Annotated in this window: 23 protein-coding genes; 5 read left to right on the top strand and 18 right to left on the bottom strand. The window is 62.4% G+C overall.

What is annotated here, in order from left to right; all coding sequences use genetic code 11:
- Positions 1-26: 26 nt before the first annotated feature.
- From exoK to NKI54_RS11790, 4 genes are all read right to left on the bottom strand, one after another.
- Positions 27-893: an endo-1,3-1,4-beta-glycanase ExoK gene (exoK, locus tag NKI54_RS11805; RefSeq protein WP_023676311.1), complete on the bottom strand. Its 867-nt coding sequence runs from the start codon at positions 891-893 to the stop codon at positions 27-29.
- A gap of 132 nt (positions 894-1,025) precedes the next feature.
- Positions 1,026-1,427: a hypothetical protein gene (locus NKI54_RS11800; RefSeq protein WP_023676310.1), complete on the bottom strand. Its 402-nt coding sequence runs from the start codon at positions 1,425-1,427 to the stop codon at positions 1,026-1,028.
- Between the two features lie 270 nt (positions 1,428-1,697).
- Positions 1,698-2,720: a glycosyltransferase family 2 protein gene (locus NKI54_RS11795; RefSeq protein ID WP_023676309.1), complete on the bottom strand. Its 1,023-nt coding sequence runs from the start codon at positions 2,718-2,720 to the stop codon at positions 1,698-1,700.
- A gap of 455 nt (positions 2,721-3,175) precedes the next feature.
- Positions 3,176-3,505 carry an exopolysaccharide production repressor protein gene (locus NKI54_RS11790; protein ID WP_245274682.1) on the bottom strand — a complete coding sequence of 110 codons (330 nt, stop codon included), beginning with the start codon at positions 3,503-3,505 and terminating at the stop codon, positions 3,176-3,178.
- A 549-nt stretch (positions 3,506-4,054) separates the two neighbouring features.
- Here NKI54_RS11790 and NKI54_RS11785 point away from each other — a divergent pair.
- Both NKI54_RS11785 and NKI54_RS11780 read left to right on the top strand, forming a co-directional pair.
- Positions 4,055-4,732: a sugar transferase gene (locus NKI54_RS11785; RefSeq protein WP_023676307.1), complete on the top strand. Its 678-nt coding sequence runs from the start codon at positions 4,055-4,057 to the stop codon at positions 4,730-4,732.
- A 207-nt stretch (positions 4,733-4,939) separates the two neighbouring features.
- On the top strand, positions 4,940-6,151 hold the full coding sequence (locus tag NKI54_RS11780; protein WP_084641075.1) for a polysaccharide biosynthesis/export family protein: 1,212 nt from the start codon (positions 4,940-4,942) through the stop codon (positions 6,149-6,151).
- A 127-nt stretch (positions 6,152-6,278) separates the two neighbouring features.
- Here NKI54_RS11780 and NKI54_RS11775 read toward each other — a convergent pair whose 3' ends face one another.
- On the bottom strand, positions 6,279-7,550 hold the full coding sequence (locus tag NKI54_RS11775) for an O-antigen ligase family protein (protein ID WP_023676305.1): 1,272 nt from the start codon (positions 7,548-7,550) through the stop codon (positions 6,279-6,281).
- 328 nt (positions 7,551-7,878) lie between these two features.
- Between NKI54_RS11775 and NKI54_RS11770 the strand changes: the two genes are divergently transcribed.
- Positions 7,879-8,631, top strand: a complete 753-nt coding sequence (locus NKI54_RS11770) for an SDR family NAD(P)-dependent oxidoreductase (protein WP_023676304.1) — start codon at positions 7,879-7,881, stop codon at positions 8,629-8,631.
- A gap of 41 nt (positions 8,632-8,672) precedes the next feature.
- Here the strand turns inward: NKI54_RS11770 and NKI54_RS11765 are convergent, their stop codons facing one another.
- The gene (locus NKI54_RS11765) at positions 8,673-9,254 is read right to left on the bottom strand and encodes a DUF1349 domain-containing protein (protein ID WP_023676303.1); all 582 of its coding nucleotides are present in this window, start codon (positions 9,252-9,254) and stop codon (positions 8,673-8,675) included.
- A 37-nt stretch (positions 9,255-9,291) separates the two neighbouring features.
- Positions 9,292-10,728 (bottom strand): aldehyde dehydrogenase family protein, encoded by a 1,437-nt coding sequence (locus NKI54_RS11760; protein WP_031211677.1) that lies wholly within the window; start codon positions 10,726-10,728, stop codon positions 9,292-9,294.
- Between the two features lie 177 nt (positions 10,729-10,905).
- On the opposite strand from NKI54_RS11760, the gene NKI54_RS11755 reads away from it, so the two are divergent.
- Positions 10,906-11,937, top strand: a complete 1,032-nt coding sequence (locus NKI54_RS11755) for a hydroxyacid dehydrogenase (protein WP_352623309.1) — start codon at positions 10,906-10,908, stop codon at positions 11,935-11,937.
- A 25-nt stretch (positions 11,938-11,962) separates the two neighbouring features.
- Here the strand turns inward: NKI54_RS11755 and NKI54_RS11750 are convergent, their stop codons facing one another.
- The 9 genes from NKI54_RS11750 to NKI54_RS11710 form a co-directional block, all read right to left on the bottom strand.
- Entirely contained in the window at positions 11,963-12,448 is a 486-nt protein-coding gene (locus NKI54_RS11750) for a hypothetical protein (protein ID WP_352691521.1), read from the bottom strand.
- 104 nt (positions 12,449-12,552) lie between these two features.
- Positions 12,553-15,507: a nitrate reductase gene (locus NKI54_RS11745; protein ID WP_352691519.1), complete on the bottom strand. Its 2,955-nt coding sequence runs from the start codon at positions 15,505-15,507 to the stop codon at positions 12,553-12,555.
- Positions 15,508-15,510: 3 nt separating this feature from the next.
- Complete coding sequence (gene nirD / locus NKI54_RS11740) at positions 15,511-15,840, bottom strand: nitrite reductase small subunit NirD (RefSeq protein ID WP_023676297.1); 330 nt, start codon at positions 15,838-15,840, stop codon at positions 15,511-15,513.
- Positions 15,841-15,906: 66 nt separating this feature from the next.
- On the bottom strand, positions 15,907-18,357 hold the full coding sequence (nirB, locus tag NKI54_RS11735) for a nitrite reductase large subunit NirB (RefSeq protein ID WP_352623311.1): 2,451 nt from the start codon (positions 18,355-18,357) through the stop codon (positions 15,907-15,909).
- Positions 18,358-18,376: 19 nt separating this feature from the next.
- Positions 18,377-19,678: an MFS transporter gene (locus NKI54_RS11730; RefSeq protein ID WP_352691517.1), complete on the bottom strand. Its 1,302-nt coding sequence runs from the start codon at positions 19,676-19,678 to the stop codon at positions 18,377-18,379.
- A 58-nt stretch (positions 19,679-19,736) separates the two neighbouring features.
- Entirely contained in the window at positions 19,737-20,075 is a 339-nt protein-coding gene (locus tag NKI54_RS11725; RefSeq protein ID WP_352568359.1) for a hypothetical protein, read from the bottom strand.
- Between the two features lie 252 nt (positions 20,076-20,327).
- Positions 20,328-21,125 (bottom strand): ABC transporter ATP-binding protein, encoded by a 798-nt coding sequence (locus NKI54_RS11720; RefSeq protein ID WP_352591076.1) that lies wholly within the window; start codon positions 21,123-21,125, stop codon positions 20,328-20,330.
- 11 nt (positions 21,126-21,136) lie between these two features.
- Entirely contained in the window at positions 21,137-22,033 is an 897-nt protein-coding gene (gene ntrB / locus NKI54_RS11715) for a nitrate ABC transporter permease (RefSeq protein ID WP_352591073.1), read from the bottom strand.
- Positions 22,034-22,117: 84 nt separating this feature from the next.
- Positions 22,118-23,434: a CmpA/NrtA family ABC transporter substrate-binding protein gene (locus tag NKI54_RS11710; RefSeq protein WP_352691515.1), complete on the bottom strand. Its 1,317-nt coding sequence runs from the start codon at positions 23,432-23,434 to the stop codon at positions 22,118-22,120.
- Here NKI54_RS11710 and NKI54_RS11705 point away from each other — a divergent pair.
- Entirely contained in the window at positions 23,421-23,549 is a 129-nt protein-coding gene (locus tag NKI54_RS11705) for a hypothetical protein (protein WP_352448433.1), read from the top strand. The two genes, NKI54_RS11710 and NKI54_RS11705, sit on opposite strands and share 14 nt — an antisense overlap.
- A 243-nt stretch (positions 23,550-23,792) precedes the next feature.
- Here the strand turns inward: NKI54_RS11705 and NKI54_RS11700 are convergent, their stop codons facing one another.
- On the bottom strand, positions 23,793-25,028 hold the full coding sequence (locus NKI54_RS11700) for a CmpA/NrtA family ABC transporter substrate-binding protein (RefSeq protein ID WP_352691513.1): 1,236 nt from the start codon (positions 25,026-25,028) through the stop codon (positions 23,793-23,795).
- A gap of 2 nt (positions 25,029-25,030) precedes the next feature.
- Entirely contained in the window at positions 25,031-25,630 is a 600-nt protein-coding gene (locus NKI54_RS11695) for an ANTAR domain-containing response regulator (protein ID WP_352691511.1), read from the bottom strand.
- Positions 25,631-25,668: the final 38 nt, after the last annotated feature.

Here is a 25,668-nt window from a genome sequence, read left to right as displayed (position 1 = left end):
TCGGCCCGGCCGGTTCAGATGCGCTTCTAGTTTGTGTTGCATGCCAGCGATTCGGGGAATTGGCAGGGCTGGCCAAGTGCGGTGAATGCAACGCGATCCACCTGCATGGTGAGCTTGCGGCCGGGATCGGAGAACGGCCCCATCCAGCCCTTCATTGTATCGCTGCCCCAAAGGCTGAAATAGATCCTTTGCGAATGGGTGGGCAGCTTCGCCGGATCGGTGATCTCGTGGACAAGCTTGCCGTTGACGTACCAGCGCAGCCGGTCCTTTTCCCAGACGAAGGCGTAGTCGTTGAAGGCCTTGTCGGTGCCGCCAGCGACGTCGACCAGTTTCTCGTTCTTGCCTTTGCCGGCTATGTAGGCGTTGACCTGAACCTTGGACGTGTCCTTGGTCAGCACCTCGAAGTCGATTTCATCATGCGGCTGCTTGTCGGCATCGCCGACGAAGCTGAAGAATGCCGCGTTGACGCCGGAACCCGTGTCGGTCTTCATCCGCGCCTCGTAAGTGCCGTAGCCGAAGCGCTGCTTGGTCTGGATCTCGGCGCAGGCGAATTCGCGATCCTTCAGCTTGCGCTTCTCGAAACCGAGCGTCAGCATGCCGTCGGAAAGCCCGATCAGGCTTTTGGACCAGGTGCAGTTCTGATGCTTGCCGTTCGTCCAGCCGTCGGAAATGTACCAGCGCGCGCGACTGAGGCTGGTGAAATCATCGACAAAGGACGGCGCGGTTGGGAGATCCTGGGCGCGCACGGGGACCAGGCCCGCAACCATGCTGCCGAGAACGACCAGCAGAAACGCGCCGTCTGAACGGAGCCGCCGCAGCTTGCCTGGGATCGGGCGCGTGAACGGGGTGCCTCGGGTTGCCGGGGCGGGCGTGCTTTTAGGATCTGCGTTCATATCAAACTCACCTTGTGCTGTGCGCCCCCAAAGCGATCGTTCGAACCGTGACGAAACAACCTGATCTTGACCTCTGTCGCTCCCAAGCTCCGTGTTGTGCCTAAAACCATTGCGCCGACTCGGGGTGTTCGCTCAGCCTGTGCCGGAATCGGCGGGCTTCACAAAATCGGTCCTTATGTCGGGGCCGTTCTGCCGATTCTCATCGAAGATTTCATCCAGCGAATGACGGAGATCCTTCATCATCTGCTTCTGGCGCGAGAGCGCCGCGATGCGTCGCTCGCAATTCAGGATCGACCTGGTCAGTTCGCCGACTTCGGAGGACTTGCGGGAGGAGACCGCTCCGTTCTCCATGGCCTCGACCAGGAAGGCGGCATTGGTAGCCGTTGTCCTGTAGCGGTTCTCAAGCCCGTTCTTCTCTGCCTCGACCTCGGCCGAGATCTGGTCCAGCAGCTTTGCCAAGCGATCGAGGCGCGAGGTGTCGGTCTGCGTGTCGCGCGCCGGATCTCTCGATCGGAAGCGAAAGATCGAGGCCATGCAGTCAGCGCCCCATCATCGTCGAGCTGGTGACCGGCCTTGGCGCCCGTCCGCGTTCAAAAGACATTTCTTGCATCGTCCAGCTCCTCTGACAGGGGGATATCTTGGGCCAGTTCGGTTGGCCGTCCAAAATTGCTGCACCGCAACATAGATTGCCATTCCCTGCGCGGATAGGCAACCACCTAGATCGTAAACTCATGAATCTCGTTGAAACCGTCCGAGCCGACCGAAGGGTAAGGGAGTAGCTACCGCCGTCGCACGTTGACGGGCCTAGCTTTCGCTGGCCGTGCTGGTTCCGGCCATGAGGAAGCGCAGCGGCGGCACATGCTGACGCTTCGCGGCGAGGCCGGCGCGGCGAAACAGCGCATCCAGCTTATCGGAGGCGACGCCGCGGACGACGGCTGTGAGGTTGGACGAGCCGGCCAAGGCGTAGGCCGCGGCCGGCGCCAGCCCGCGCTCAGCCTTCACGTCTAAAAACTTCCGCAACCGGTATTTGTCGCGGATGTGCCGCTCGTGCCTTCTCAGCGCAGCCTTCGATGCCTCCGGCAAACTGTCGATCGCAAGCAGTGCCAGGTCGGCATCGGCCAGATGCTTCAGGTCCTGGGTCTTGTGCCGTCCGCTCAGCGAATCGGCGCGCACGATCGCGCCGTAGCCACAGGATTTGATGACCTTGAAGCGCGCGCCATGGGCAACCGCGCGCGCATAGAGTTCATAGTCTTCACCCAGGCGCAGCTTCTCGTCGTAGCGCAGCCCATGCCGATCGAGAAAGGCGCGGCTGATCACTGGCTTGAGGAAGCCCAGTTCCCCGCGTTGCACACGGCGCCTGGAGATGTTGGCGTCGATGAAACCCTCGAAATCGAGGAATTCCGGCTCGGGCGAGAACGGTGGAGCAACGATTTTCGAAACGTCGGTTGCCGCGTCATCCCTGACAAGCATGATATTGTCTGCGGCGAAATCCCAATCGGTGCTGGCGAACAGTCTGTGAAACCTGCCTTCGAAAAAGAAATCATCAGCGTCCAGAATGCTGATGAACGGCGACCTGGAACCGGCTATCGCGGCGTTGCGTGCAAAGGATGGGCCGCGATTGACGTCGAAGCGGATGACGGAAAGGCGGCCCGTGCCGTCGCCGGCCGCGTGGGCGACTTTCGCGGTATCGTCGGTGGACGCGTCGTCGACGACGACAACTTCCGCAACCTCAGGCTCGCGTAATGCCGATGCAATGGCAGCCGGGATTGTCCGCGCCGCATTGCGGGCGGCGATGATCACGCAGACCTGGAATGATGTCATGGACATGCCTCTCGATTGCAGAAGTCGTTGCGGATTTCCTCGCCCCGTCCGCTCAATGCCCCACCGCCCATTCTGAAATGCATCGGCCCAAACGCCTATGCTGCAAGTGCGAAGCAAGCATCGCCAAAATCATCGGCGCCGTCCAGTTTTTCATTTTGCTGGGTGTCATGGCCCGGTTGGGCAGGCGGCGAGCCTCAATCGGGATGGCTCCAGAAATGCGCCGCTTTGGCAGAGCCGTTCCTACACGCTCTATAGAGCGCTCGACTGGCAGAAACCAGTTGCTGATCCTCGCCGACCGGACGGCGGCGGGGCGGAGCGAGCGCGTCGAGGCCCGCAGTGTCAAGGAATTGAAAGAACAGGAATGCCGACTGCCGGTGTTGTTGAGGCGAGCAATTCGTCAGAGGACCGGCGAGCTTAACCACAGGTCATATGGACATCGCAGACCGCGGCCAGGCCCGAAATCAGTGAAGGCCTCTCCTGGCGCTGAGTTTCTCGCCTTCGGCCGCTTCGTTCGAACTCAGCTTTCGTTCAGCGTCGCGAATTTTGTCGGCCGGGGTCGGGGCATTTCTGGCGACCATGGCAAAGACCAGCAGAAAATAACCCAGTTGGATGACTATGGCACAGCCGATGACGCGAAACAGCGTCGTACCGAGCGAGGCGCCGCCCAAATAGGACCAGACGATCACGATCGCCAGCGCAAAACACATTCCGATAATGAACTTTGGCAGTGACATACCCGATAGCCCATCAACCGGCTCGGGAAAAAATGTCGACAAGCCCACCCCGAGCACCTCCCTTAAACTCTGCGAGCTTATTTAGGTTGCCCGCGTCTGGCCGGTTGCTTCCGGCCTAGCCCAATCTGTCCATAGTCCGACAGAAACAATTTACAACTCTATTGAGCCGCGCAATAGGCGGCAAGGGCAGCTGCGGAATAAATTTTAAACGAATCCTCGGGATCGACTCTGCCATGGTGCAACGCACACGTCGGCATCACCACTGATTGCCGGATATCGACTCGCTCCAGTATGATTCATAATATTGAATAGTATTTTATCATAACATCAGTCATTATCTTGAAATTCTAAATGACGGCAAAGCTCCACAGGAGGGTATAAAGAGCGATTCGCCTAAAATCAGCCCAAAAATTGGACTAGCTTTTCCAAAATTGCCCATAATCTGTCTCTTTTGCGACATAAATGGGAAATTTTGTGCAGGACGAGTTTATTATTTAGTCAGTTCATGACGCGACTATTACAGCCGTCTGAGAAATTGTGTGTTGCGCTGCAACATTTTTTTGGTATCGTGCGGTAAACCATCCGTTCAACGTATGGAGTTTACGCATGAGGGACGTAGCCAAGCCGGCCGATGCGGATTTTTCGCAGGCCGGCGTCGATTTTCCGCCACCGATTGGCGGCCTGCTCAAACGCAGCTTCGATATTGTCGGTTCGCTGATCGGCCTGGTCGCTCTCAGCCCGCTGTTCGTAATGATAGCGCTGCTTGTCAGGTTTTCCGATGGCGGGCCGATTTTCTATGGTCACAGCCGAATCGGCCGCGGAGGACGGATTTTTCCGTGCCTCAAGTTCCGCACCATGGTTCCAGACGGCGAGCGGGTGCTTGCTGCCTATCTCGCCGCGAATCCGGAGGCCAACGCCGAATGGATAGCGACCCGCAAGTTGAAGAACGACCCGCGGATCACGCGCGTCGGAGCGGTGCTGAGGAAGCTCAGCCTCGATGAGTTGCCGCAGATCATCAACATCCTGCAGGGGGATATGAGCCTGGTCGGGCCTCGTCCCGTGGTGCGCGATGAGCTGGAGATATATGGCAATTCGGCCGTCTATTACCTGAAATCGCGCCCCGGCCTCACCGGGCTTTGGCAGGTCAGCGGACGCAACGATGTTTCGTATGACAGCCGCGTCGCATTCGACAGGCACTATGTCGAGAACTGGTCGATGTTCGAAGACATTCGCATCATCATCAAGACCGTACCTGCGGTCTGGATGTCGCGAGGCTGCTACTGACGGCCGCTTGCTGGCCGTGCATCGAGGAGCGACTGTCCAGAATTCGGGCCCAGAACTCAGGCCCCTAACTCAGGCATCGGCAGCTCATCGGGCGGGGCAAACCAGATCGGAAACGCTCAGTTGAAAGCAGATATAATCGATATCTTTTGCACCGGCATTCTCTCCAGACGCATGCGGCGAGTACGGCTTTTGACGACTTGCCTTACAATGGCGACCGGCCTGACGCTGTCGCTAGCCCTGCCACAGTTTGCCTTCGCCGACGACTATCGCCTAGGAGCACAGGACAAGCTGACCATCCGCGTGGCGGAATGGCAGACCGTCGAAGGCACGTTCCGTGACTGGTCGGCCATCAATGGAGAATACACGGTCGGCCCCGCTGGAACCTTGTCGGTTCCCTTCGTCGGCGAGATGCCCGCATCCGGCAAGACGACTTCGGAGATCGCGGCATCGCTCGGTGAGGCGCTGCAGCGCAAGCTCGCTCTGGCCGACAAGCCGGAGGCTTCCGTCGAAATGGCGCAGTACCGGCCATTCTACATCTCTGGCGAGGTGCAATCGCCCGGCCAGTATCCTTGTGTGCCTGGGTTGTCCGTGCTGAAAGCGATGAGCATTGCCGGCGGAGCCCGGCGGAACCCGGAGAGCGGACAGCGCTACGACCGCGACCTGATCAATGCCAAGGGCAATTTCGACGTACTACAAGACCAATTGGTCAGGCTGACCGTCAAGCGCGCCCGCATCGAAGCGGAACTAGCGGACAAGCCGACATTCGCGGTGCCGAAAGAGGTGGCCGACGATCCGAAGCTGCCCAGCATCGTTGCCGATGAGACGGCGATCCTGGCGGCCGACCAGAAGAAACTCAAGCTGCGCTTGCAGGCGCTCGACGATTTGAAGGCACTGCTGCAAAGCGAGATCGATTCGCTGCAGAAAAAGATCGTCAACCAGCAGAAGCAGGTTGATCTGGCGAAGGAGCAGCTCAACGGCATCGGCTCGCTGGCGCAAAAGGGGCTGGTCGTCAACACGCGGGTTTTGAACTCGCAGCAAACCATCGCCGACCTCGAGGGCCAGATCCTGGATTACGAAACGGCGATTCTCACGGCCAAGCAGTCGATCAGCAAGGCCACCCAGGACGCCATCGATCTCGAGAACACCCAGAACTCCAGCCTCGCGACCGACCGGCAACAGACGGAAGCCGATCTCAACGAGGTGACGCTGAAGCTGAATATGGAAAAGGCCTTGATGTCCGAAGCCTTGTCGGGCAGCCCCATGCCGCAATTCTACGGCAACAACGAACCAGCGGCCTTGTCATTTTCCCTGGTGCGGGTGGTCGACGGCAAGACCAGCGAAATCACCGCCGATGAAGACACGCCGGTGCTGCCAGGGGACGTGATCAAGGTCAAACCGGCGCCCATGGCCATCCAGTAGCTTCTTTCCACCGGAGCAAAGCACCAACCCCGCAGGCAGCGGTCTGCGGGGGGTTTTTGCGTTTGGGATCTTATGGGTCAGAAAACAAGGCGGCCTTCGGGCAACGAACCGCCTGGATCCGCCCGCTCTAGCCTCGCACGGCGTCCGGTTCCTCGAGATGGTTCACGGCGCTCCACCGGGAAGGAGCGACGGCCGGCACCCTCACCAGCTTGAAGTAGCTGTAGTACAGCAGGAACGATCCCATGATGTAGGGATTGAGGGTCTCGACCTCGACGAAGGATCGGATGAACAGAAGCACCATGACGCCGGCAAGAATCACGGAGTCGGCTTGCCATGTCCTGAATATCAGCGCCGAGACGTGACCCCAGAGCGTGCGCAGGATGATCAGCGAAAGCAGTGTCGCGCCGACGAAGCCGAGTTCCACCAAGGTCTCGATGTAGGTGTTGTGGAAGTGGAAGCCGCTTCGCGCGGCGATATAGAATTCGTTCCACAGCCGCTCGGCCTCGGAGAAGCCCTGCACCCAATAAGCCGCGTAGCCGACGCCGAGGATGGGCGATTGCTGCGCGGCATTCCAGCCCTGTTGCCAGAGGTAGGTTCGTCCGGTGAGCGTCGAATCCTTGCCGAAAAGGCCAAGGACAAAGTCCATCAGCCCGAGATTCAGCGCAATCACGGTGCAGGCGACCAGCCCGCCCGCACCGATTATGAAAATCACCCGGCGATGGCGGAGCGAAAGCAGCTTGCCGATGGAAAGCAGGGCGACCAGAGCGAGAACCGCCGGGGTCGACGCCATCGAAGTGGCCGAATGCGACACGACCAGCAGATAGCCCGACAGAAGGACGATCGGTACAATCAACAAAAAGCTTATGCGTCCGCGCCTGAGAAAGGCGAGGTAGACAACGCAGAAATAAATGCCGAGCGATGCGACAAAGCCGATCTGGTTCTTGGAGCTGAAAGCGCCGACGAAATTGTATGTCCCGTCGAGAACGTCGTAGGAATAACTTGCGACCTTGAGCGAGTAGAGCAGAACGACGAAAATCCCGATCAGGGCGCCTATGGTCAAGGTCCGGACGCTGACGGTGCGCGCGGCAATGTAGGCGCAGGCGATATGGGAGCAATATTGGACGGCCGTTCTTGCCGTGGTGCCGGGAGCCGCCGACCAGAACACCGAGAAGCAGACATAGGTTGCAAAGGCCAGCGGAAGCCAGGCGCTGGAAGCGTGCCTTAATATCTTGCGGTAGTCGACCAGGATGAGCGGTAGCCAGACCGCATAATAAGCCAGGATCATGGCCTGGCCGAAAATGGTCGAGTAGGAGAACGCCCAGATCGAGACGGCAACGGCAAAGCTGCCATAGACCGTGTTCTTGTCCGGATCGATCAACAGAGATTTTGGAATCTTCATCTCGATAGCGGTTTTCCGTCCTTGCAGCTCAATGCCGATTTCATGGGCCGCTCGTGGGCCGATTCGTCGGATCGATGGGAGCCTCGCCTGCAGGCGCTCGCATTGTGCAGTGCAATATAACCCATCCGGCGCCGCCTGTCACCCGGATGCCAACCGGGCGCGTCGTTCCAGCCGTTCTCTCCATACCGGGCGAGACGATTTGGCCAGAAGGCAGTGCCGTACAATTGACCGGTGCTGGCCCATCATAAGCTGTTCTGAGGTTGCAAGTCCGCGCTTGAACTTGTCCGCCGTTGACTTCACATTCGCCGCCCATTGGGAGGAAGACCACATGCCGATGAGTTTCGCGGGACGATTTGCCGGACGATCTGCTGTTATCACCGGCGGCGCCTCAGGCATCGGCCTGGCCGTCGCGCAAAGGATCACTGACGAAGGCGGGCGTGTTTCGGTCTGGGATCGCGATGCCGCCCAGATCGAGCAGGCCAAGGCCATTGTTCCAGGCCTGCACAGCGTCACGTTAGACGTCGCCGACCCCATAGCGGTCGAAGCCGCCGCCGGAGAGACGATCGAAGCGCTTGGCGCGGTCGATGTCCTTGTCACCAGTGCTGCCATCACCGGGCCGAACATGACGACCTGGGAGTATTCGGTGGAGGATTGGCGCCGGGTCACCGACATCAACATCAACGGCGTCTTCTTCTGCAACAAGGCGCTGGTCCCGCATATGCTCGAACGCAATTACGGCAGGATCATCAACATCGCCTCGATTGCCGGCAAGGAAGGTAACCCGAACGCCTCGGCCTACAGCACCTCCAAGGCGGCGGTGATCGGCATGACCAAATCGCTCGGCAAGGAACTGGCCAAGACCAAAGTAACGGTGAACTGCGTCACGCCGGCGGCCGTGCGCACCGCGATCTTCCAGCAGATGAGCCAGCAACACATCGACTTCATGCTGTCCAAAATACCGATGGCGCGGTTCGGCGAGGTCGAGGAGGTGGCGGCGCTGATTTGCTGGATCGCGTCCGAGGAATGCTCGTTCACGACGGCGGCCGTCTTCGACGTCTCCGGCGGCCGGGCGACCTACTGAGGCGGGGCCGGACGCAAACCGCCCGACCGGATCGCGGCGCCTCAGTCGTGAAGCTCCCGCGAGATCGGCGGGCCGATCGAAAAATCGCTGAATGTCACTTCGAAGCCCTCGCGCTGCGGCGAACAGCACATCATGCCGACATCGACCGTTTTCGACGGCGGGAAATAGGCAAGCCGCACCGGTTTCCAGTGCTTGTCAGATGCGTCGCGATACTGGACGCGGATCGTCTCGGCATGGCGGGTCATGCGGATCCTGACCCCGTCCGGATCGGCCGGAATGCTGGCCAGCGACCAGTCGGAGGCATCGTTGGTGACGACGACGGAAAAATACATCAGCCCGTCGGTGTATTCGATGCCGGCCTTGATCCAGTGCGTCTCGCTCAGGCGGACCATAAGCCCGGCCTGATCGTAAAGCACCTCATAGTGCCCCTTGACCGTGACTTCGGCGCTGAAATCGCCCTCGACCTCACGATAGAGGAAATGGCCATTGTCGCGCCAGAAGCCGTAGAACGTCTCGCGCCAGAAGTCGGTCTCCTCACCGGTCCGTACATGCACCGTATTGTTGCCGAAGGCGTGGTGCGGCGGCGGATTGAGCCAGGTCAGGTCCGTATTCTCAGATGCCATCGACTTGCTCGCTGCCTGGCTGGTCTGCCGCCTTTTCTTAGCCGGCAAACGTGTAAGCGGTCTTCACCGTGGTGTAGAACTCTGCGGCATAGCGGCCCTGCTCGCGCGGGCCGTAGCTCGATCCCTTGCGCCCGCCGAAAGGCACGTGGAAGTCGACGCCGGCCGTCGGCAGATTGACCATGACCATGCCGGCTTCCGAATTGCGCTTGAAGTGCGTGGCATGCTTGAGGCTCGAGGTGCAGATGCCGGACGTCAGCCCGAACGGCGTGTCGTTGGCCACCGCCAGCGCCTCGTCATAATCCTTGACGCGGATGACGTTGGCGACCGGGCCGAAAATCTCCTCGCGCGAGATGCGCATGGCGTTGGTGGTTTCGGTGAACAGCGCAGGCTGCAAATAGAAGCCGCGGGTTTCGCGATCGAGCCGCTCGCCGCCGAAGGCGAGATCGGCACCTTCCTGACGTCCGATGGCGATATAGTCCTCGTCCTGTTTGAGCTGGCTCTGGTCGACAACCGGCCCGATCTGCGTCTTGGCATCGAGAGCGTCGCCGACGATCAGCTTGGCCATGCGGTCCTTGAGCACCTCGACGAAGCGGTCGTGGATGCCGTCCGTCACCACCAGCCGGGACGACGCCGTGCAGCGCTGGCCGGTCGAGAAGTAGGCACCGTTGATGGCGCAGTCGACGGCGACGGCAAGGTCGGCATCGTCGAGCACCACAAGCGGGTTCTTGCCGCCCATTTCGAGCTGGAACTTGCGCATGTGCTCGACGCTGGCGGCGGCGACGCGCTTGCCGGTGCCGACCGAGCCGGTGAAGGTGATGGCGTTGAGGTCAGGACTGTCGAGCATGGCCTGGCCGACCACCGAACCTTTGCCCATCACCAGGTTGAGCACACCCTTGGGCAGCCCGGCGCGGTGCAGGATGTCGACAATGGTCCAGGCGCTCTCCGGAACGAGTTCCGCCGGCTTGAAGACGATGGTGTTGCCGTAGGCCAGCGCCGGAGCGATTTTCCAAGCCGGAATGGCGATCGGGAAATTCCACGGCGTGATGATGCCGACGACGCCGACCGCTTCGCGGGTGATCTCGACGCCGACGCCGGGCCGCACGCTTGGCACCAGCTCGCCCGACAGGCGCAACGCCTCGCCGGCGAAAAAATCGAATATCTGGGCGGCCCGCACAGTCTCGCCGATGCCCTCGACCAGTGTCTTGCCTTCTTCGCGCGCCAACGCCCGGCCTATTTCATCTTTCCGCGCGGTGATCTCGTCCGACGTCTTCCTCAGCACCGCATGGCGTGCCAGCAGGCCCGATCGGGACCATGCCGGAAATGCCGCTTTCGCCGCGGCGATGGCCTGCCGAGCATGCTCCGCGCCCCCCGATGCATATTCGCCGACCACGTCGTCGAGATTGGACGGGTTGATGTTGCGGGAGCCGGCATCGCCTACCCACTCGCCATCGATGAGGTTCTTTCGAAACGGGATCATGTTGCTGTCTTCCTTGTCGTCCTTCGATCGCCGTCTATCTGGACCACCGACCGCCGCACCGCAAGGCCGAAGAAGGCAAACTTCTCCTTCTCGACAGGCATGTGATAGGTGTCGGGGGCGGGAAAAGACGATTCTTGTGTGGTGCGACGCGGATCGCACGGGAGGTAAAGTATCATGTCCGACAGCGCCTTGCCGCTGGTGATCAGCGCACCCGAACCGCGCACGCTCGACCTGATCTTCACGCCGGCTGCGCTGGCGAAATTTCGATCGAAATACCGCATCGTCGAAACATCGCCTGAAGGTGTCGCGGCGCTGCCGGCCGATATCCTTGGCGAGGCGCGCTACATTGTCGGCCAGCCGCCGATCACGCCGGAGACGCTGGAGAAAATGAAGGCGCTGCGCTGCGTCTTCAATGTCGAGAGCAACCTTATCGACAACATGCCGTACGAGGCGCTGTTTTCGCGCGGCATCCATGTCGTCACCACCGGGCTGGTGTTTGCAGAGCCGGTGGCCGAGCTCGGCCTTGCCATGGCGCTCAACCTCGCCCGCGGAATCGTCGACGCCGATCTCGCATTTCGTCAGGGCAAGGAGCTGTGGGGCGGCGACGGCAACCGGACGGCGCGGCTTCTTTCCGGCGCGGATGTCGGCATTATCGGCTTCGGCGATCTTGGCCGTGCGCTCAACCGGCTGCTGTCAGGCTTTCGCACGCGGACAAAAGTCTTCGACCCGTGGCTGCCGCCGTCGATCCTGATCGAAAACGGCGTCGAGCCGGCCTCTCTTGACGACGTTCTGTCGAACAGCGATTTCGTCTTCGTCGTCGCTTCGGTGACCAGCGAAAACCAGGGCTTCCTCGGCGCCGAGGCGTTTGCCAGGATGCGCAAGGGAGCCGCTTTCATCCTGCTCAGCCGAGCCGGCGTGGTCGATTTCCCGGCACTGATGGACGTCGTCCGCAGCGGCCATATCGTCGCCGCCAGCGATGTTTTTCCTGAGGAGCCTCTGGCCCAGGATCACCCGGTCCGTACGTTGCCGGGGTTCCTGCGCTCCGCCCACCGGGCCGGCGCGCTTGACATCGCCTTCAAGCGGATGGGCGACATGGTGCTGGAAGACATGGACCTGATCGACCGCGGCCTGCCGCCGATGCGTTCGAAGCGGGCCGAGCGTGAGACCGTTTCGCGAATGCGTTCGAAGCCGGTCGACAAGAATTAAGCCGCCTGCCGACGGTCGCACATGCTCAGACGGTGAAGGACCAAAACAGGCAGGCCAGTGTCGCTGCGGCGAAGATGACGAAGAACAGGCTTCTCAACAAGATGTTGCGGCGCAGCTCGTTGATGAACAGATGGCATCCGACGACGGCTGCGACAAACAGGAAGCGCCAGTTCAGCAGTGCGGAGAGCACATCGCGCTGACCGAAAGCAAATCTCGCGGCGAGACATCCAACGATGAGCGCAAACAACACGATGACCGTCCAGAAGATCGCATCGGCGGCATGTGTCAGGACGATGCCAGCGAGCCTGATCGGCAGAACCATCATCAGCAGTGCGCTGAAAAAATAGACCGCCGCGAGCGGAATGAACGTCCCGGCATCGGCGACGTCGCTCAGGCGCTTGGCGCCGATCGCGCCATAGGGATAGCCATGCCTGGCCACCGCCAGGCTGAGCCCCATCAGCAAGGCCGTCAGCATAGTGGCAAGCGCGAATGAGGTCAGGGCTTTGCTCATGAGGTTCCCGTTCCGAGCGAATCGAAGTCAGGACGTTGGTAGCCCATGGTTTGTAAATTGCTAGTAAGCATCATGCAGCGGCACGGCAGAGTTTCTCGGTGCATTCACTCCGCAGCTTGCAGACGCCGCCCGTCGATAATGGTCTTGATCTCGGCGCGGCAAGAGCCGCAATTGGTGCCGGCGTGAAGGGCGGCGCCGATTGCCGCGACGCTGGTACAGCCGCCGCGTACCGCTTCCGCGATCTGGTTGGCACCGACCCCGAAACAGGCGCAGACGGTGGCACCGCGCTCGACGCTGTTGCCGCCCGGCCGCCCGGCGACAATCGCCAACCGCGCCTGCCGATCAGCATGGTCAGCACCAAGTTGTTCGACTGCCCACCCGCGCGACACCGCTACCGGGGTAGGCGCAAGATAAAGCGCGCCGACCAGCCGAGTTCCCGCGAAACGGGCGAAGCGATGGTGCCCGCCGGCGATGTCGTGATAGGCGAGCGTCTCCCCTTCCATGCCTAACAGGGAGGCGGCAAACCCGGTCCAGTCACGGCTGTCCTGCAACGCAATTTCAAGCCGCCAGCCGGCGGGGCAGCGGGCGAGGCTCCAGTAATCGGCGTCAATCGATGCGGGCCGTTCGGCAAGCACGGCGAAGCCGAAGGCTGTGGCGGCGAACCGCTCGATGCGGGCGGCAACATTCTTCGAGGCCGGTTGGCCTGAAATCGCATCGGTCGTCGGCGCGACCAATGCATCGACGCGCGCGCGGGCGGAGAACTGATCGGTCCAGTGCATCGGTACGAATACAGAGCCTTGGCGTTGACGCACCGTCACCAGGGCGCGGACCAGCACCTCGCCATGGGCAGTCGAGACGCGGACGATCTCGGCATCGCCGATGCCGAAGTGCTGCGCATCCGACGGGTGGATTTCGACGAACGGTTCGGCCATGTGCTGCGACAGGCGCGGGCTCTTGCCGGTCCGCGTCATGGTGTGCCAATGGTCGCGCACGCGCCCGGTGTTGAGGACGAGCGGGTAGTCCGGGTTGGTGCGGGTTTGTGCGGCTGGGCGGATGGCAATGAAGCGTGCCTTGCCGTCGGGCGTGTAGAAGCCGCCATTGGCGAAGAAGCGGATGCTGGCTGAGCTATGTCCAGCCTGAACACCCCCCTCTGGCCTGCCGGCCATCTCCCCCTCAAGGGGGGAGATTGGCGGCTTTGCCGGCTGCGCCCACTCATCAACCTGGGAGACTGGCGATAGCCGAGCAGCAGGCTGATCTCCCCCCTTGAGGGGGAGATGGCCGGCAGGCCAGAGGGGGTCATCTGCGACGGCCTCCACCTCGGTGGGGCGACCCGGAGAGGTCGAGACTTCACCACCGACCCCACCCCGTCCCGCTTGTTTCGCTTTGCTCAACGCGCGTGCCGACCCTCCCCTCAAGGGGGAGGGTGAGGCCGGCGCTGGCCATTGGAACGGCAGAAGATCCTCATAGGCCTCTGCACCGATATCGCCATACGCGCCTATATCAAAATCGCGAACGCCATCATTCTCGAATGTCGACAGCGCCGCGTGCTCGGCGAAGATGTCGGCCGGCGACACATGCGAAAAAGCCTCGCCGAAGCCCATCCGCTTGGCGACTTCAGCGATGATCCACCAATCTGGCCTTGCCTCGCCGGGCCTGGTCAAAAAAGCCCGCTGGCGCGAGATGCGGCGCTCCGAATTGGTGACGGTGCCATCCTTTTCGCCCCATGCGGAGGCCGGCAGCCGGACATGGGCGTGGCGGACCGTGTCGGTCTCGCCCAGCACGTCCGAGACCACAACAAACGGGCAGGCCCTGATCGCCGCCTCGACGGCATCGGCGTCCGGCATCGAATCGACCGGGTTGGTGGCCATGATCCACAGCGCCTTGATGCGTCCGTCGGCCACCGCTTGGAACATCTCGACCGCTTTCAGGCCGGGTTTTTCGGCGACGGTTGGGGCATTCCAGAAGCGCTGCACGCGTTCGCGGTGCTCGGGGTTTTCGATCTCCATGTGGGCGGCCAGCATGTTGGCCATGCCGCCGACCTCACGGCCGCCCATGGCGTTGGGCTGGCCGGTCACCGAGAACGGCCCGGCGCCGGGCTTGCCTATGCGGCCGGTGGCCAGATGGCAGTTGATGATGGCGTTGACCTTGTCGGTGCCCGAAGACGACTGGTTCACGCCTTGGCTGTAGACGGTCACCGTCTTCGCCGTCGCGGCAAACAGGCTGTAGAAGCGGGCCAGTTCGTCCTCACTGAGACCCGTGGCAGCCGCGATGCCGGCAAGATCGAGCGCCGAGGCGGCGAAAAGCGCTTGCCCGAAGCCGGTCGTGTGCGCCGTGATATAGGTGCGGTCCAGCGCGTTGTGCTGGCCGAGATAGGCGAGCAGCCCGGTGAACAAAGCGACGTCGCCATCGGGCGCGATCGCCAGATGCATGTCGGCGATGTCTGAGGTCATGGTGCGGCGAGGGTCGATCAGCACCACCTTCATCTCGGGCCGCTTTTCCCGGGCGGCGGCAATGCGCTGGTAGAGTACCGGATGGCACCAGGCGAGATTGGAGCCGACCAGCACGATCAGGTCGGCAAGTTCCAGATCCTCGTAATTTCCCGGAACGGTGTCCGAGCCAAAGGCGCGGCGGTGGCCGGCGACCGACGAGGCCATGCACAGACGCGAATTGGTGTCGATATTGGCCGAGCCGATAAAGCCTTTCATCAGCTTGTTGGCGACGTAATAGTCCTCGGTCAGCAACTGGCCGGAAACATAAAAGGCGACCGAGCCGGGGCCGTGTTCGGCAATGGTTTGCGAGAAGGTCGAAGCGACAAGGTCGAGCGCTTCGTCCCAGTCGGTGCGGCGACCGTGGATCTCCGGGTATAGCAACCTGCCGTCGAGGTCGATGGTCTCAGCTAGCGCCGAGCCTTTGGAGCAGAGCCGGCCGAAATTCGCCGGGTGGTCCGGGTCGCCGCGAACGGTTATTTCACCGTCCGCGGCGACCTTCGCCAGCACGCCGCAACCCACCCCGCAATAGGGGCAGGTGGTCCTCACCTCGCGCGCTTCATCAATCTGCATGGTTCACGCCGCGCGGCTGGCCAGCGCTTCCAGCGCAATGAACAGCCGCTCGCCGTCGATCCGCACGGCAATGGTGCGCACCGCGCCCTCGTCCGCGCCGAGCGCCTTGCCTGTCTCCAGCGAGATCACCCAATTGTGCAAGGGACAGGTCACCGCCGTGCCATGGACGATGCCCTGGCTGAGCGGCCCACCTTTGTGCGGGCAATGGTCGTCGATGGCAAAGACCTGATCGTCGGCCGTGCGAAAGACGGCGATCTTTCCTTCCGGCGTGGCGACGCAGCGCGCGCCGCGACGCGGAATGTCCGAGAGCGTGCCGATCGATACCCAATTCATGTGGCCATTCCTCTTTTGCGCGTGTTCTTGTCCGAAAACCGCATTCCACTTTTCGGGAACACGCGCCTACTCCGCCGCCTGGGCAAAGCCGACCGAAGCCATCGGCCGGAATTCATGCTTGTCCTTGCCGGAAGCACGTTCCGACCATGGGTCGACCTGGGCGAATTTCTGCGAAAAGACGAAGCGGTCGAAATAGGCTTTGCGCTTCTCGCCATCGTCCATGATCTGACGCTTGATCTCAGCTATGCCGACGCGCTTGGCCCATTTGTAGATACGCTCGAGATAGCGGCCCTGCTCGCGATACATCTGCGTCAACGCCACGATATGCTCCAGCGCCTCGTCCTCGGTCTTGACCAGGCCGAGCACTTCGGTGCCCTTGATGTCGAGACCGGCGGCGCCGGCGAAATGGATCTCGTAGCCGCTATCGACGCAGATCACGCCGACATCCTTGCAGGTCGCCTCGGCACAGTTTCGCGGACAGCCCGACACCGCCATCTTGACCTTGGCCGGGGTCCACGAGCCCCACATGAATTTTTCGATACGGATGCCCAAGCCGGTCGAATCCTGCGTGCCGAAGCGGCACCAGTCCGAGCCGACACAGGTCTTCACGGTGCGCAGTCCTTTGGCATAGGCGTGGCCAGAGACGAAGCCAGCCTGGCCGAGATCGGCCCATACCGCCGGCAGGTCTTCCTTGCGGATGCCGAGCATGTCGATGCGCTGGCCGCCGGTGACCTTGACCATCGGGATCTCGAACTTGTCGACGACGTCGGCGATGGCGCGCAATTCGGCGGCGTTGGTGACGCCGCCCCACATGCGCGGCACCACCGAATAGGTGCCGTCCTTTTGGATGTTGGCGTGGACGCGCTCGTTGATGAAGCGCGACTGGTAATCGTCGGCGTATTCGTCGGGCCAGTCGCAGACGAGATAATAGTTGAGCGCCGGCCGGCATTTGGCGCAGCCGCAGGAAGTCTTCCACTCCAGTTCCTGCATGACGGCGGGAATGGTCTTCAAGCCCTTGGCCTTGATCAGCCGGCGGACCTCGTCATGGCCAAGCGCGGTGCAGCTGCACATCGGCTGGACCGCCGCGGGATTGTATTTGTCGCCGATGGTCAGCACCATCAGCTTTTCGACCAGCCCGGTGCAGGAGCCGCAGGAGGCCGACGCCTTGGTGTGGGCGCGCACGTCGTCGAGCGAGGTCAGGCCCCTGGCCGTAATCGCGCCGGTGATCTTTCCCTTGCATACGCCGTTGCAGCCGCAGATTTCCGCATCATCCGGCAAGGCTGCAACGGCCGCCATAGGGTCCAGGGGGGCGCCTCCCTGGTAGGACTGGCCGAAGATGAGCGTATCGCGCATCTCGGATATGTCGGTCTGCTTCTTCTTGAGGTCGTTGAACCAGGCGCCGTCCGCCGTCTCGCCATAGAGCACGGTGCCGATGATGCGGTCGTCCTTGAGTACCAGGCGCTTGTAGACGCCGGCCGCGGCATCGCGCAGCACGATCTCCTGGCGGTCATCGCCCTCGGCGAAGTCGCCGAGCGAGAACAGCTCGATGCCGGTGACCTTGAGCTTGGTCGGCGTGTCCATGTGGACGAAAGCCGCCGCCTCATTGCCGGCCAGATGGCTGGCGGCGACGCGCGCCATCTCGTAGAGCGGCGCGACCAGCCCGTAGACCTGGCCGTTGACCTCGGCGCATTCGCCGATTGCGTAGATATCGGGATCGTTGCTGCGCATGCCGGCGTCGACGACGATGCCGCGATTGACCGCAATGCCGGCTTCCTTCGCCAGCGCCGCATTCGGCCTGATGCCCACCGCCATGACGACGAGCGTCGCCGGGATGACTGTGCCGTCGGCAAGCTCCACCCGCTCGACCTTGCCGTTGCCGGTGATCGCCTGGGTGTTGGCCTTGGTGATGACCTTGATGCCGCGTTCTTCAACCGCGCGCTGCAGCAGATAGCCGGCGGCTGGATCGAGCTGGCGCTCCATCAGCGTCGGCATGACATGCAGCACGGTGACGTCCATGCCTTGCGCGTTGAGGCCGGCCGCGGCCTCCAGCCCGAGCAGGCCGCCGCCAATGACCACAGCCTTGGCCCGCGACTGGGCGGCAAGCATCATGGCCCGGACGTCGTCGAGATCGCGATAGGTGAGCACGCCCGGTAAGTCATGGCCCGGCACCGGAATGATGAACGGCACCGACCCGGTGGCGATGACAAGCTTGTCGTAGGGCTCGGTCACGCCATGATCGGAGGTGACGGTCTTTGCCTGCCGGTCGATGGCGACGATCTTGTGGCCCTTGTAGAGGGTGATGCCGTGCTTGATGTACCAGCCGTCGCCATGGATGATGATCTCCTCATAGGCCTTTTCGCCCGACAGAACCGGCGAGAGCATGATGCGGTCGTAGTTCACGCGCGGCTCGGCGTTGAAGATGGTGACCTGGTAGCGCCCAGGCGCCTTTTCCAGGAGGTGCTCCAGCATGCGCCCGGGGGCCATGCCGTTGCCAATGATAACGAGTTTCTCGGTCATGTCCTGATCCACTCCGGTCTCACTCAGCCGCATAGGAAAGGCCTGAAGCTTCGTCAGACGCCGTGCGCTCCATCCGCCGGATGGAAAAATGCATCCAGGCAAAGCAGGTGGCGACGATGACGAAGAGCAGCATGAAGCAGCTCGACCAGACGCCGGTGAGGTCGTTGAGCGCTCCGAAGACGATTGGCAGGATAAAGCCGCCGAGCCCGCCAATCATGCCGACAACGCCGCCGACCGCGCCGACACTCTGCGGATAGTAAGCCGGGATGTGCTTGTAGACGGCAGCCTTGCCAAGGCTCATGAAGAAGCCGAGCACACAGGCAACGGCTATGAAGGCGAGCGGGCCGACCTCGAAATGGAAGGCGATCGGCCCGCTGACACCGCGCACGACGTAATCTGCCGAGGGGAGAGACAGAACGAGAGTCGCGGCGGCACTGACAGCGAAGGTCCAGTAGAGCACGGTGCGGGCGCCCATCCGGTCGGAAAGCACGCCGCCATAGGCGCGGAAAATACTTGCCGGAATTGAATAGGCCGCCCCGATCATGCCGGCGGTCGCAAGCCCGAAGCCGTAGACGCCGATCAGGTAGCGGGGCAGCCACAGCGAGAGCGCCACGAATGCACCGAAGGCGAAGAAATAATAGAAGGCGAAGCGCCAGACCTGCAGGTTCTTGAGCGGTGCGAATTCCTGCAAGAAGCTTCTCGCGGGCGCTGCCTTGCCGGCGCGGCGCTCGCGGATGACCGGATCGTCGCCGGTCGTGAACCAGAAGACGGCGGCCATGACGACGAGTGCTGCCGCCCAGATCAGCGCGACCGACTGCCAGCCCCAGGAGAGAAGCACGAACGGTGCCAGGAACTTGGTGACCGCGGCGCCGACATTGCCGACACCAAAAATGCCAAGCGCCGTACCCTGCTTGCCGGCCGGGAAGAAGCGCGAGACATAGGCGACACCGACGGCGAAGGAACCGCCGGCGAGCCCAACGCCTAGTGCGGCGACCAGCATCTGCCCGTAGGTGTGCGCAAAAGCGAGCAGAAAGGTCGCGACCGCCGCCGCAAGCATGGTCGCGGTGTATACCAGCCGTCCGCCAAAACGGTCGGTCCAGACACCGAGCACCATACGCACGAGCGAGCCGGTGAGGATCGGCGTGCCGACGAGCAGGCCGAACTCCGTCTCGTTCAGCCCCAGCTCCTGCTTTATGCGCACGCCGATGATTGAAAAGATCGTCCACACCGCGAAGCAGACGGTGAAGGCGATGGTGGACATGGCAAGCGCCTGCCGGGGAGCGCTGTCCTGGCTGGGCGCGGCTGGGAGATTTGCGGTCATTTTCTGGCTCCGGTTTGCGGCGTGGGAGGCACCGCCCTTGTCTGTTCGTTCGCGACTGTCAGCGGCGCAGCATCGGCGAACTGGTTGAAACCGACCTTTGCGCGGTCACTTCGAGACCCTTGCCGTCAGTCTTGGCGCCGGCGGGAAAGAGGAGGAGCGCGGCGGTGAACAGCGCCGCCGTCAGCGCGCTGACGGCCAGAAAATCGCGGCGCGTGAAGTCCGCTAGGGACGCGCCAGTTCCGATCCGTTTCGTCATCGTCGTCTCCGGTTGGGCGCCGCTTGGGACCAGCGCCGTCGATTGCGTCAAAACAAAAAAGCCGCCGGCCAGGTCTTCGCGTCCGGGGTTCCGGGAGCGCGTGTGGACCTGAGCGGCAGCTTTGCCTGTGGCGCCCGCCATTGGACGCCGTTTCACTTGGCCCTTGCGGACCCTACATTTTGGAAAGCAGGAAGCGTGCCAATTCGACAGCGCTCTTAATTATCGAATGAAATCAATATGAACCGCAGCCGCGCGGCTTTTGACCAAGCTCGGCAGCGGATCAAAGATTAGTCAAAATGCCTTGCACAGCAGCATAATATTTGTGCAATGCGGTAGATTGCCCATTGCCGATGCAGATTGCCAATGATGATGACGAGTTTTCCCGTTATGGCCTTACTCCGCGGCTTCGACGAAGCGGTGGCGTTCGTAGAGGAATTTCAGCACCGCCTCGCGGCAGCGCAGGAAGGTGCGGTCGGAGGAAAGCTCGATGCGCCGGCGCGGCCGGGCCAGCGGCACGGCAAGAACCTCGCCGATGGTGGCCGCCGGGCCGTTGGTCATCATGACGATGCGGTCGGACAACAGCACCGCCTCGTCGACATCATGGGTGATCATGATCGTCGTCGAGCCGAGCCTCGAATGGATATCCATCACCGCGTCCTGCAGATGCGCGCGCGTCAGCGCGTCGAGCGCCCCGAACGGCTCGTCGAGCAGCAGGATCTTCGGCTCCATGGCCAGCGCCCGGGCGATGCCGACGCGCTGCTTCATGCCGCCCGAAATCTCGGCCGGACGTTTGTCCTTGGCATGCGCCATCTGCACGAGATCGAGATTGCGCATGATCCATTCATGCCGCTCGGCCCGGCTCTTGCTCCGGCCAAAGACCTTCGTGACTGCCAAATTGATGTTTTCGTAGACGGTGAGCCATGGCAGCAGGCTGTGGTTCTGGAACACCACGGCGCGTTCCGGGCCGGGACTATCGACCTCCTTGTCTTCGAGCAGAACCGCGCCGGCCGAGACCTTGGTCAGGCCGGCGATCAGGTTGAGCAAGGTCGACTTGCCGCAGCCGGAATGGCCGATGATCGAGACGAATTCGCCTTTGTCGATGGTCAGCCGGATGTCCTTCAGCACGTCGCTGACCTGGCTGCCGCGGGCGAAGGATTTGTCGATGTGGTCGAGTTTCAGATAGGCCGTCATCGTCCCTCTCCTCACTTTGCCGTTGTGCCGCGGGTGACGAAGGCGCCGACCGCCGCGACCAGGCGGTCGAGGCAGAAACCGGTGACGCCGATATAGGCGAGTGCGACGATGATGTCGGGCAGCCGCGACGAATTCCAGGCATCCCAGATGAAGAAGCCGATACCGACGCCGCCGGTCAGCATTTCGGCGGCGACGATGGCGAGCCAGGACAGACCGATGCCGATGCGCAGGCCGGTGAAGATGTAAGGTGCCGCGGCCGGCACCATGATCTTCACGAAGAATTCGAGCTGGTTGAGCCTGAGGATGCGGGAGACGTTGCGATAGTCCTCTGGAATGTTACGGACGCCGACGGCGGTGTTGATGATCACCGGCCAGATCGAGGTGATGAAGATGACGAAGATCGCCGACGGGCTGGAATCGCGGAACGCCGCCAGCGACAGCGGCAGCCAGGCGAGCGGCGGTACCGTGCGCAGGATCTGGAACACCGGATCAAGGCCGCGCATCGCCCAGATCGACTGGCCAACCAGCGCGCCGAGCGCGACGCCGACGACAGCCGCAAGGCCAAAGCCGATGGCGACGCGCTGCAGCGAGATCAGCACCCGCCAGGCGAGTCCGATATCCTGCGGGCCATTGTTGAAGAACGGATGGGCGATCAGGTCATAGGCCTCGTTCCACACCTGGCTCGGCGGTGGCAGGCTGGCTGTGGGCGACGAACAGGCGACCTGCCAGACGACGAGCATGATGGTGATGACGATGACCGGCGGCACCAGCGTGCTGGCCAGCTTGCCTGCGATCGCGGCCGGGTCGAAGCGGCGCCGCGCCCTGGCGGTGAAGACGATGATTTCGGCGGGCTTGGCAGGCGCGGGGAACGGCTTCACCTTGCGGTCCTCGATGGCTTGGATAGACATTTCTCGAACGTTCCTTTGGCATTTGGCGACAAGCGGCGCCGTTGCGCTTGTGGCGACAAACGGCGCGAGCGCCGTTTGCACCGTTCAGGCCGATGCCTTGATCTTCAGGCTGTCGAGATAGGCGGACGGGTTCTCCGGATCGAAGACCTTGCCGTCGAAGAAGGTCTCGACGCCGCGCGATGAAGACGCCGGGATATCGGCCGCGGCGACACCAAGATCCTTGGCCGCTTCTCGCCACAGATCCTCGCGATTGACCTGGGCGACCAGCGCCTTGATGTCGGTGGTCGGCGCGAACTTGCCCCAGCGGATGTTTTCGGCGAGGAACCAGCTGTCGTGGCTCTTGAAGGGATAGGACACGCCGCCCTGCCAGAACTTCATGTAGAGATCGGTGCCGTTGGCGACGCGGCCATTGCCGTAATTGATGTCGCCCTTGAGGCGGCCGATGATGTCGGCAGTCGGCACGTTCATCCATTGCCGCTTGCCGATGATGGCGGCCATCTCGTCCTTGTTTTCCTTGGCTTCGCACCATTGCTGGGCTTCCATGACGGCCATCAGGATCGCCTTGGTGGCGTTCGGGTACTTGTCGATGAAGGCGGCGCGCAGGCCGAGCGCCTTTTCCGGATGGCCCTTCCACAATTCGCCGGTGGTGGCGGCGGTGAAGCCGACGCCCTGGTGGACGAGCTGCTCGTTCCACGGCTCGCCGACACAGAACACGTCCATGTTGCCGACCTTCATGTTGGCGACCATCTGCGGCGGCGGCACGACGATGGTCGAGACGTCCTTGTCGGGATCGATGCCGCCGGCAGCCAGCCAGTAGCGCAGCCAAAGATCGTGCGTGCCGCCCGGGAAGGTCATGGCGGCCTTCACCTCCTTGCCTGCGGCCTTTTTCGCAGCGAAGGCGTCCTTCAGCTTGGACGCGTCGAGGCCGACGCCGGTGCCGGCATATTCCTGGGCGACAGAAATGCCCTGGCAGTCGTAGTTGAGCCGGGCCACGATCGCCATCGGCAGCGGCTGCTTGTTTTGCGTCACCTTGCCGGTGTGCATCAGATAAGGCATCGGCGTCAGGATATGGGCGCCGTCAATGCCGTTGGCTTCGCCGCCGAGCACCAGATTATCGCGCGTCGCCCCCCAGGAGGCCTGCTTGAGCACCTCGACGTCGGGCATGCCGAATTTCTCGAACAGGCCCTTCTCCTTGGCAATCATCAGCGGCGCCGCATCGGTCAGCGCTATGAAGCCGAGCTTGGCGCCGGTGACTTCCGGCGCGGCGGGCGCCGCATAGGCGCCGGAGGGCAGCAGCGCACGCGCCGCGGCCAGCGTTGCCGCGGTGGCCGCGCTGATCCTCAGGAAATCGCGGCGGCTGATCGCCGTTTGGGCGGAATGGCTATTGGTGCTTTTCGTCATCGTCATCTCCGGTTGGGCGCGGCTTGGGATCGGCGCCGTCGATTGCGTGTTCGACCAAAACAAAAAAGCCGCCGGCCAGGCCGCGCGCGTCCGTCCATCCGGGATCGCGTGTTGACCTGAGCGGCAGCGTTGCCTGTAGCGCCCGCCATTGGACGCCTATTCCGTGACCCGAGAAGAGTCTGCCTATTGCAACGCAGGAACCGTGCCAGTTTCGGAATGGATGACAAACATCAATGAGATCAATGACTTGCCAAAATCGTCGGCGCGCCGGCCCGCTGGGCGAGCAAGCCAAAGATTGTTCATTAGCGCAGTTGCACGCACATTTTTTGTGCAGCGCACAAGAATGGCGCCGAAATGATCAGACGGCGCGCGCCAATTTCTGGCCGGCAATGTAGGCGTCGATCTCGTCGGGATCGAAGATCTGGCCATCGAAGAAACCATCGGGACCGAGCACCAGGCTTGCCCCCGCCGAACCGACCGGAGTCGCGGCCTTCAGCGCGCCCTCGACCTTGGCATTGGCACCGGGAAGCGCCACGCCAAGCGGCTTCAACGCCGAGCGGTAGAGATCGGGGCGGTAGCAGTCGCGGGCAATAGCGAGGTTTTCCGGCGTGTGCGCGACATGCCCCCAGCGCACCATCTGCGTGTAGAACCACAGCGCATGGCTCTTCCACGGGAAGTTCGCCGCCTTGTTGAAGGGCAGAAAGAAGTCGCCGACACTGAGTTCGGCGCTGCCGCCGAGCGCCAGATGCCCGCTGAGGATCGGCATCTGCAGCGCCGGCGCAAGCCCGAGGAAGGCCGGCTGCGCCATCAGGGCCGCGAGTTCGCCACGGTTTGCCGGATCCTGGCACCAGCGCGCCGCGTGATGAAGCGCACGCAGCAGGGCTGAAAGCGCGTCCGGCTCTCTTTCCGCCCATGCCTTGCGCACGCCGACGACTTTCTCGGGGCTGGTCTTCCAGATGGCCGCCTTGACCGTGGCGATATGGCCGGTGCCGGCGACGACCGAGGCGCTGTTCCAGGGTTCGCCGACGCAGTAGCCGTCGATCCTGCCGGCGGCGAGTGCGTCGGCCATGAAGGGGGGCGGCACGATGACGATCTCGATTTCACGCGACGGGTCGATGCCGCAGGCGGCGAGCCAGTAGCGCAATTCGTAATTGTGCCCGGAGTGCGGATGGACGACGGCGAAGCGAAGCGGATCGCCGCCGCCATTCGCCCGTTCACGAATCAGCGCTCCCAACGCCTTGCCGGCCCGCGCCGGATCGAGATCGGGTTGGGCGCCGTGCGCGGCCATGCCGGCCCAGACCGCGTTCGAAACCGTCACGCAATTGCCGCCGAGGCCGAGCGAGAACGGCACGACGGTATCGGAGGCGAGCGGCGTCAGCCCCAGATTGCAGGCGATCGGCATCGGCCCCAGCATGTGCGCCAGATCGAAATGGCCGATGGCGATGCGGTCGCGGATGTTGGCCCAGGACGTTTCCCGGTTGAGCGTCAGGTCGATGCCTTCGCGCAGGGCGAAGCCGATTTCCTTCGCCGCGACAAGGATGGCGCTGTCGAAGAGCGGCATGAAGCCAGCATTGATCCGGTGCTCGGCCGCCATTCTCAACTCTCCTCGTGATCCAGCAGGCCTGCCGCCGTTACCAGGCTCTGGGCGATCTCGGCGATCTTGCGGTTCTGGTTCATGGCGGTCTTGCGCAGCAGCGTGTAGGCCGCGTCCTCCGACAGGCCGCGCGACTTCATCAGGATGCCCTTGGCGCGATCGATCACCTTGCGGCTTTCCAATTCGCTGCGGGCTTCTTCCAGTTCGCGCGCCATGCGCGAAAACGCATTGAAGCGGCTGATTGCCATGTCGAGGATCGGCTTGACCCGCTCCTGACGCAGGCCGTCGACGACATAGGCCGACACTCCGGCTTCCACCGCTGCCTCGATCGAAGCCTGATCCGAGCGGTCGACGAACATGGCGATCGGCCGCTTCACCACGCGCGAAAGCTGGAACATGTTTTCGAGCATGTCGCGGTTGGGATTTTCGAGATCGATGACGATCACGTCGGGTTCGATCTCGGCGATCCGTCGCGCGATGCCGGCGACGTCGTGGATGACCGTGACCTGCTGATGCCCAGCCTCCCGCAATCCCGCTTCGATTATCGAAGCGCGGATGTGGTTCTCATCGATCACCAGGACAGTGAGGGATTTGCGGATCATGCCGCATTTTGCGCAGGCGAGACGATTGTGCAATGCGG

The sequence above is a fragment of the Mesorhizobium sp. M0663 genome, from assembly GCF_040320585.1.
Lineage (GTDB): Bacteria > Pseudomonadota > Alphaproteobacteria > Rhizobiales > Rhizobiaceae > Mesorhizobium.
This window is presented reverse-complemented; position numbering and strand designations above follow the sequence as displayed.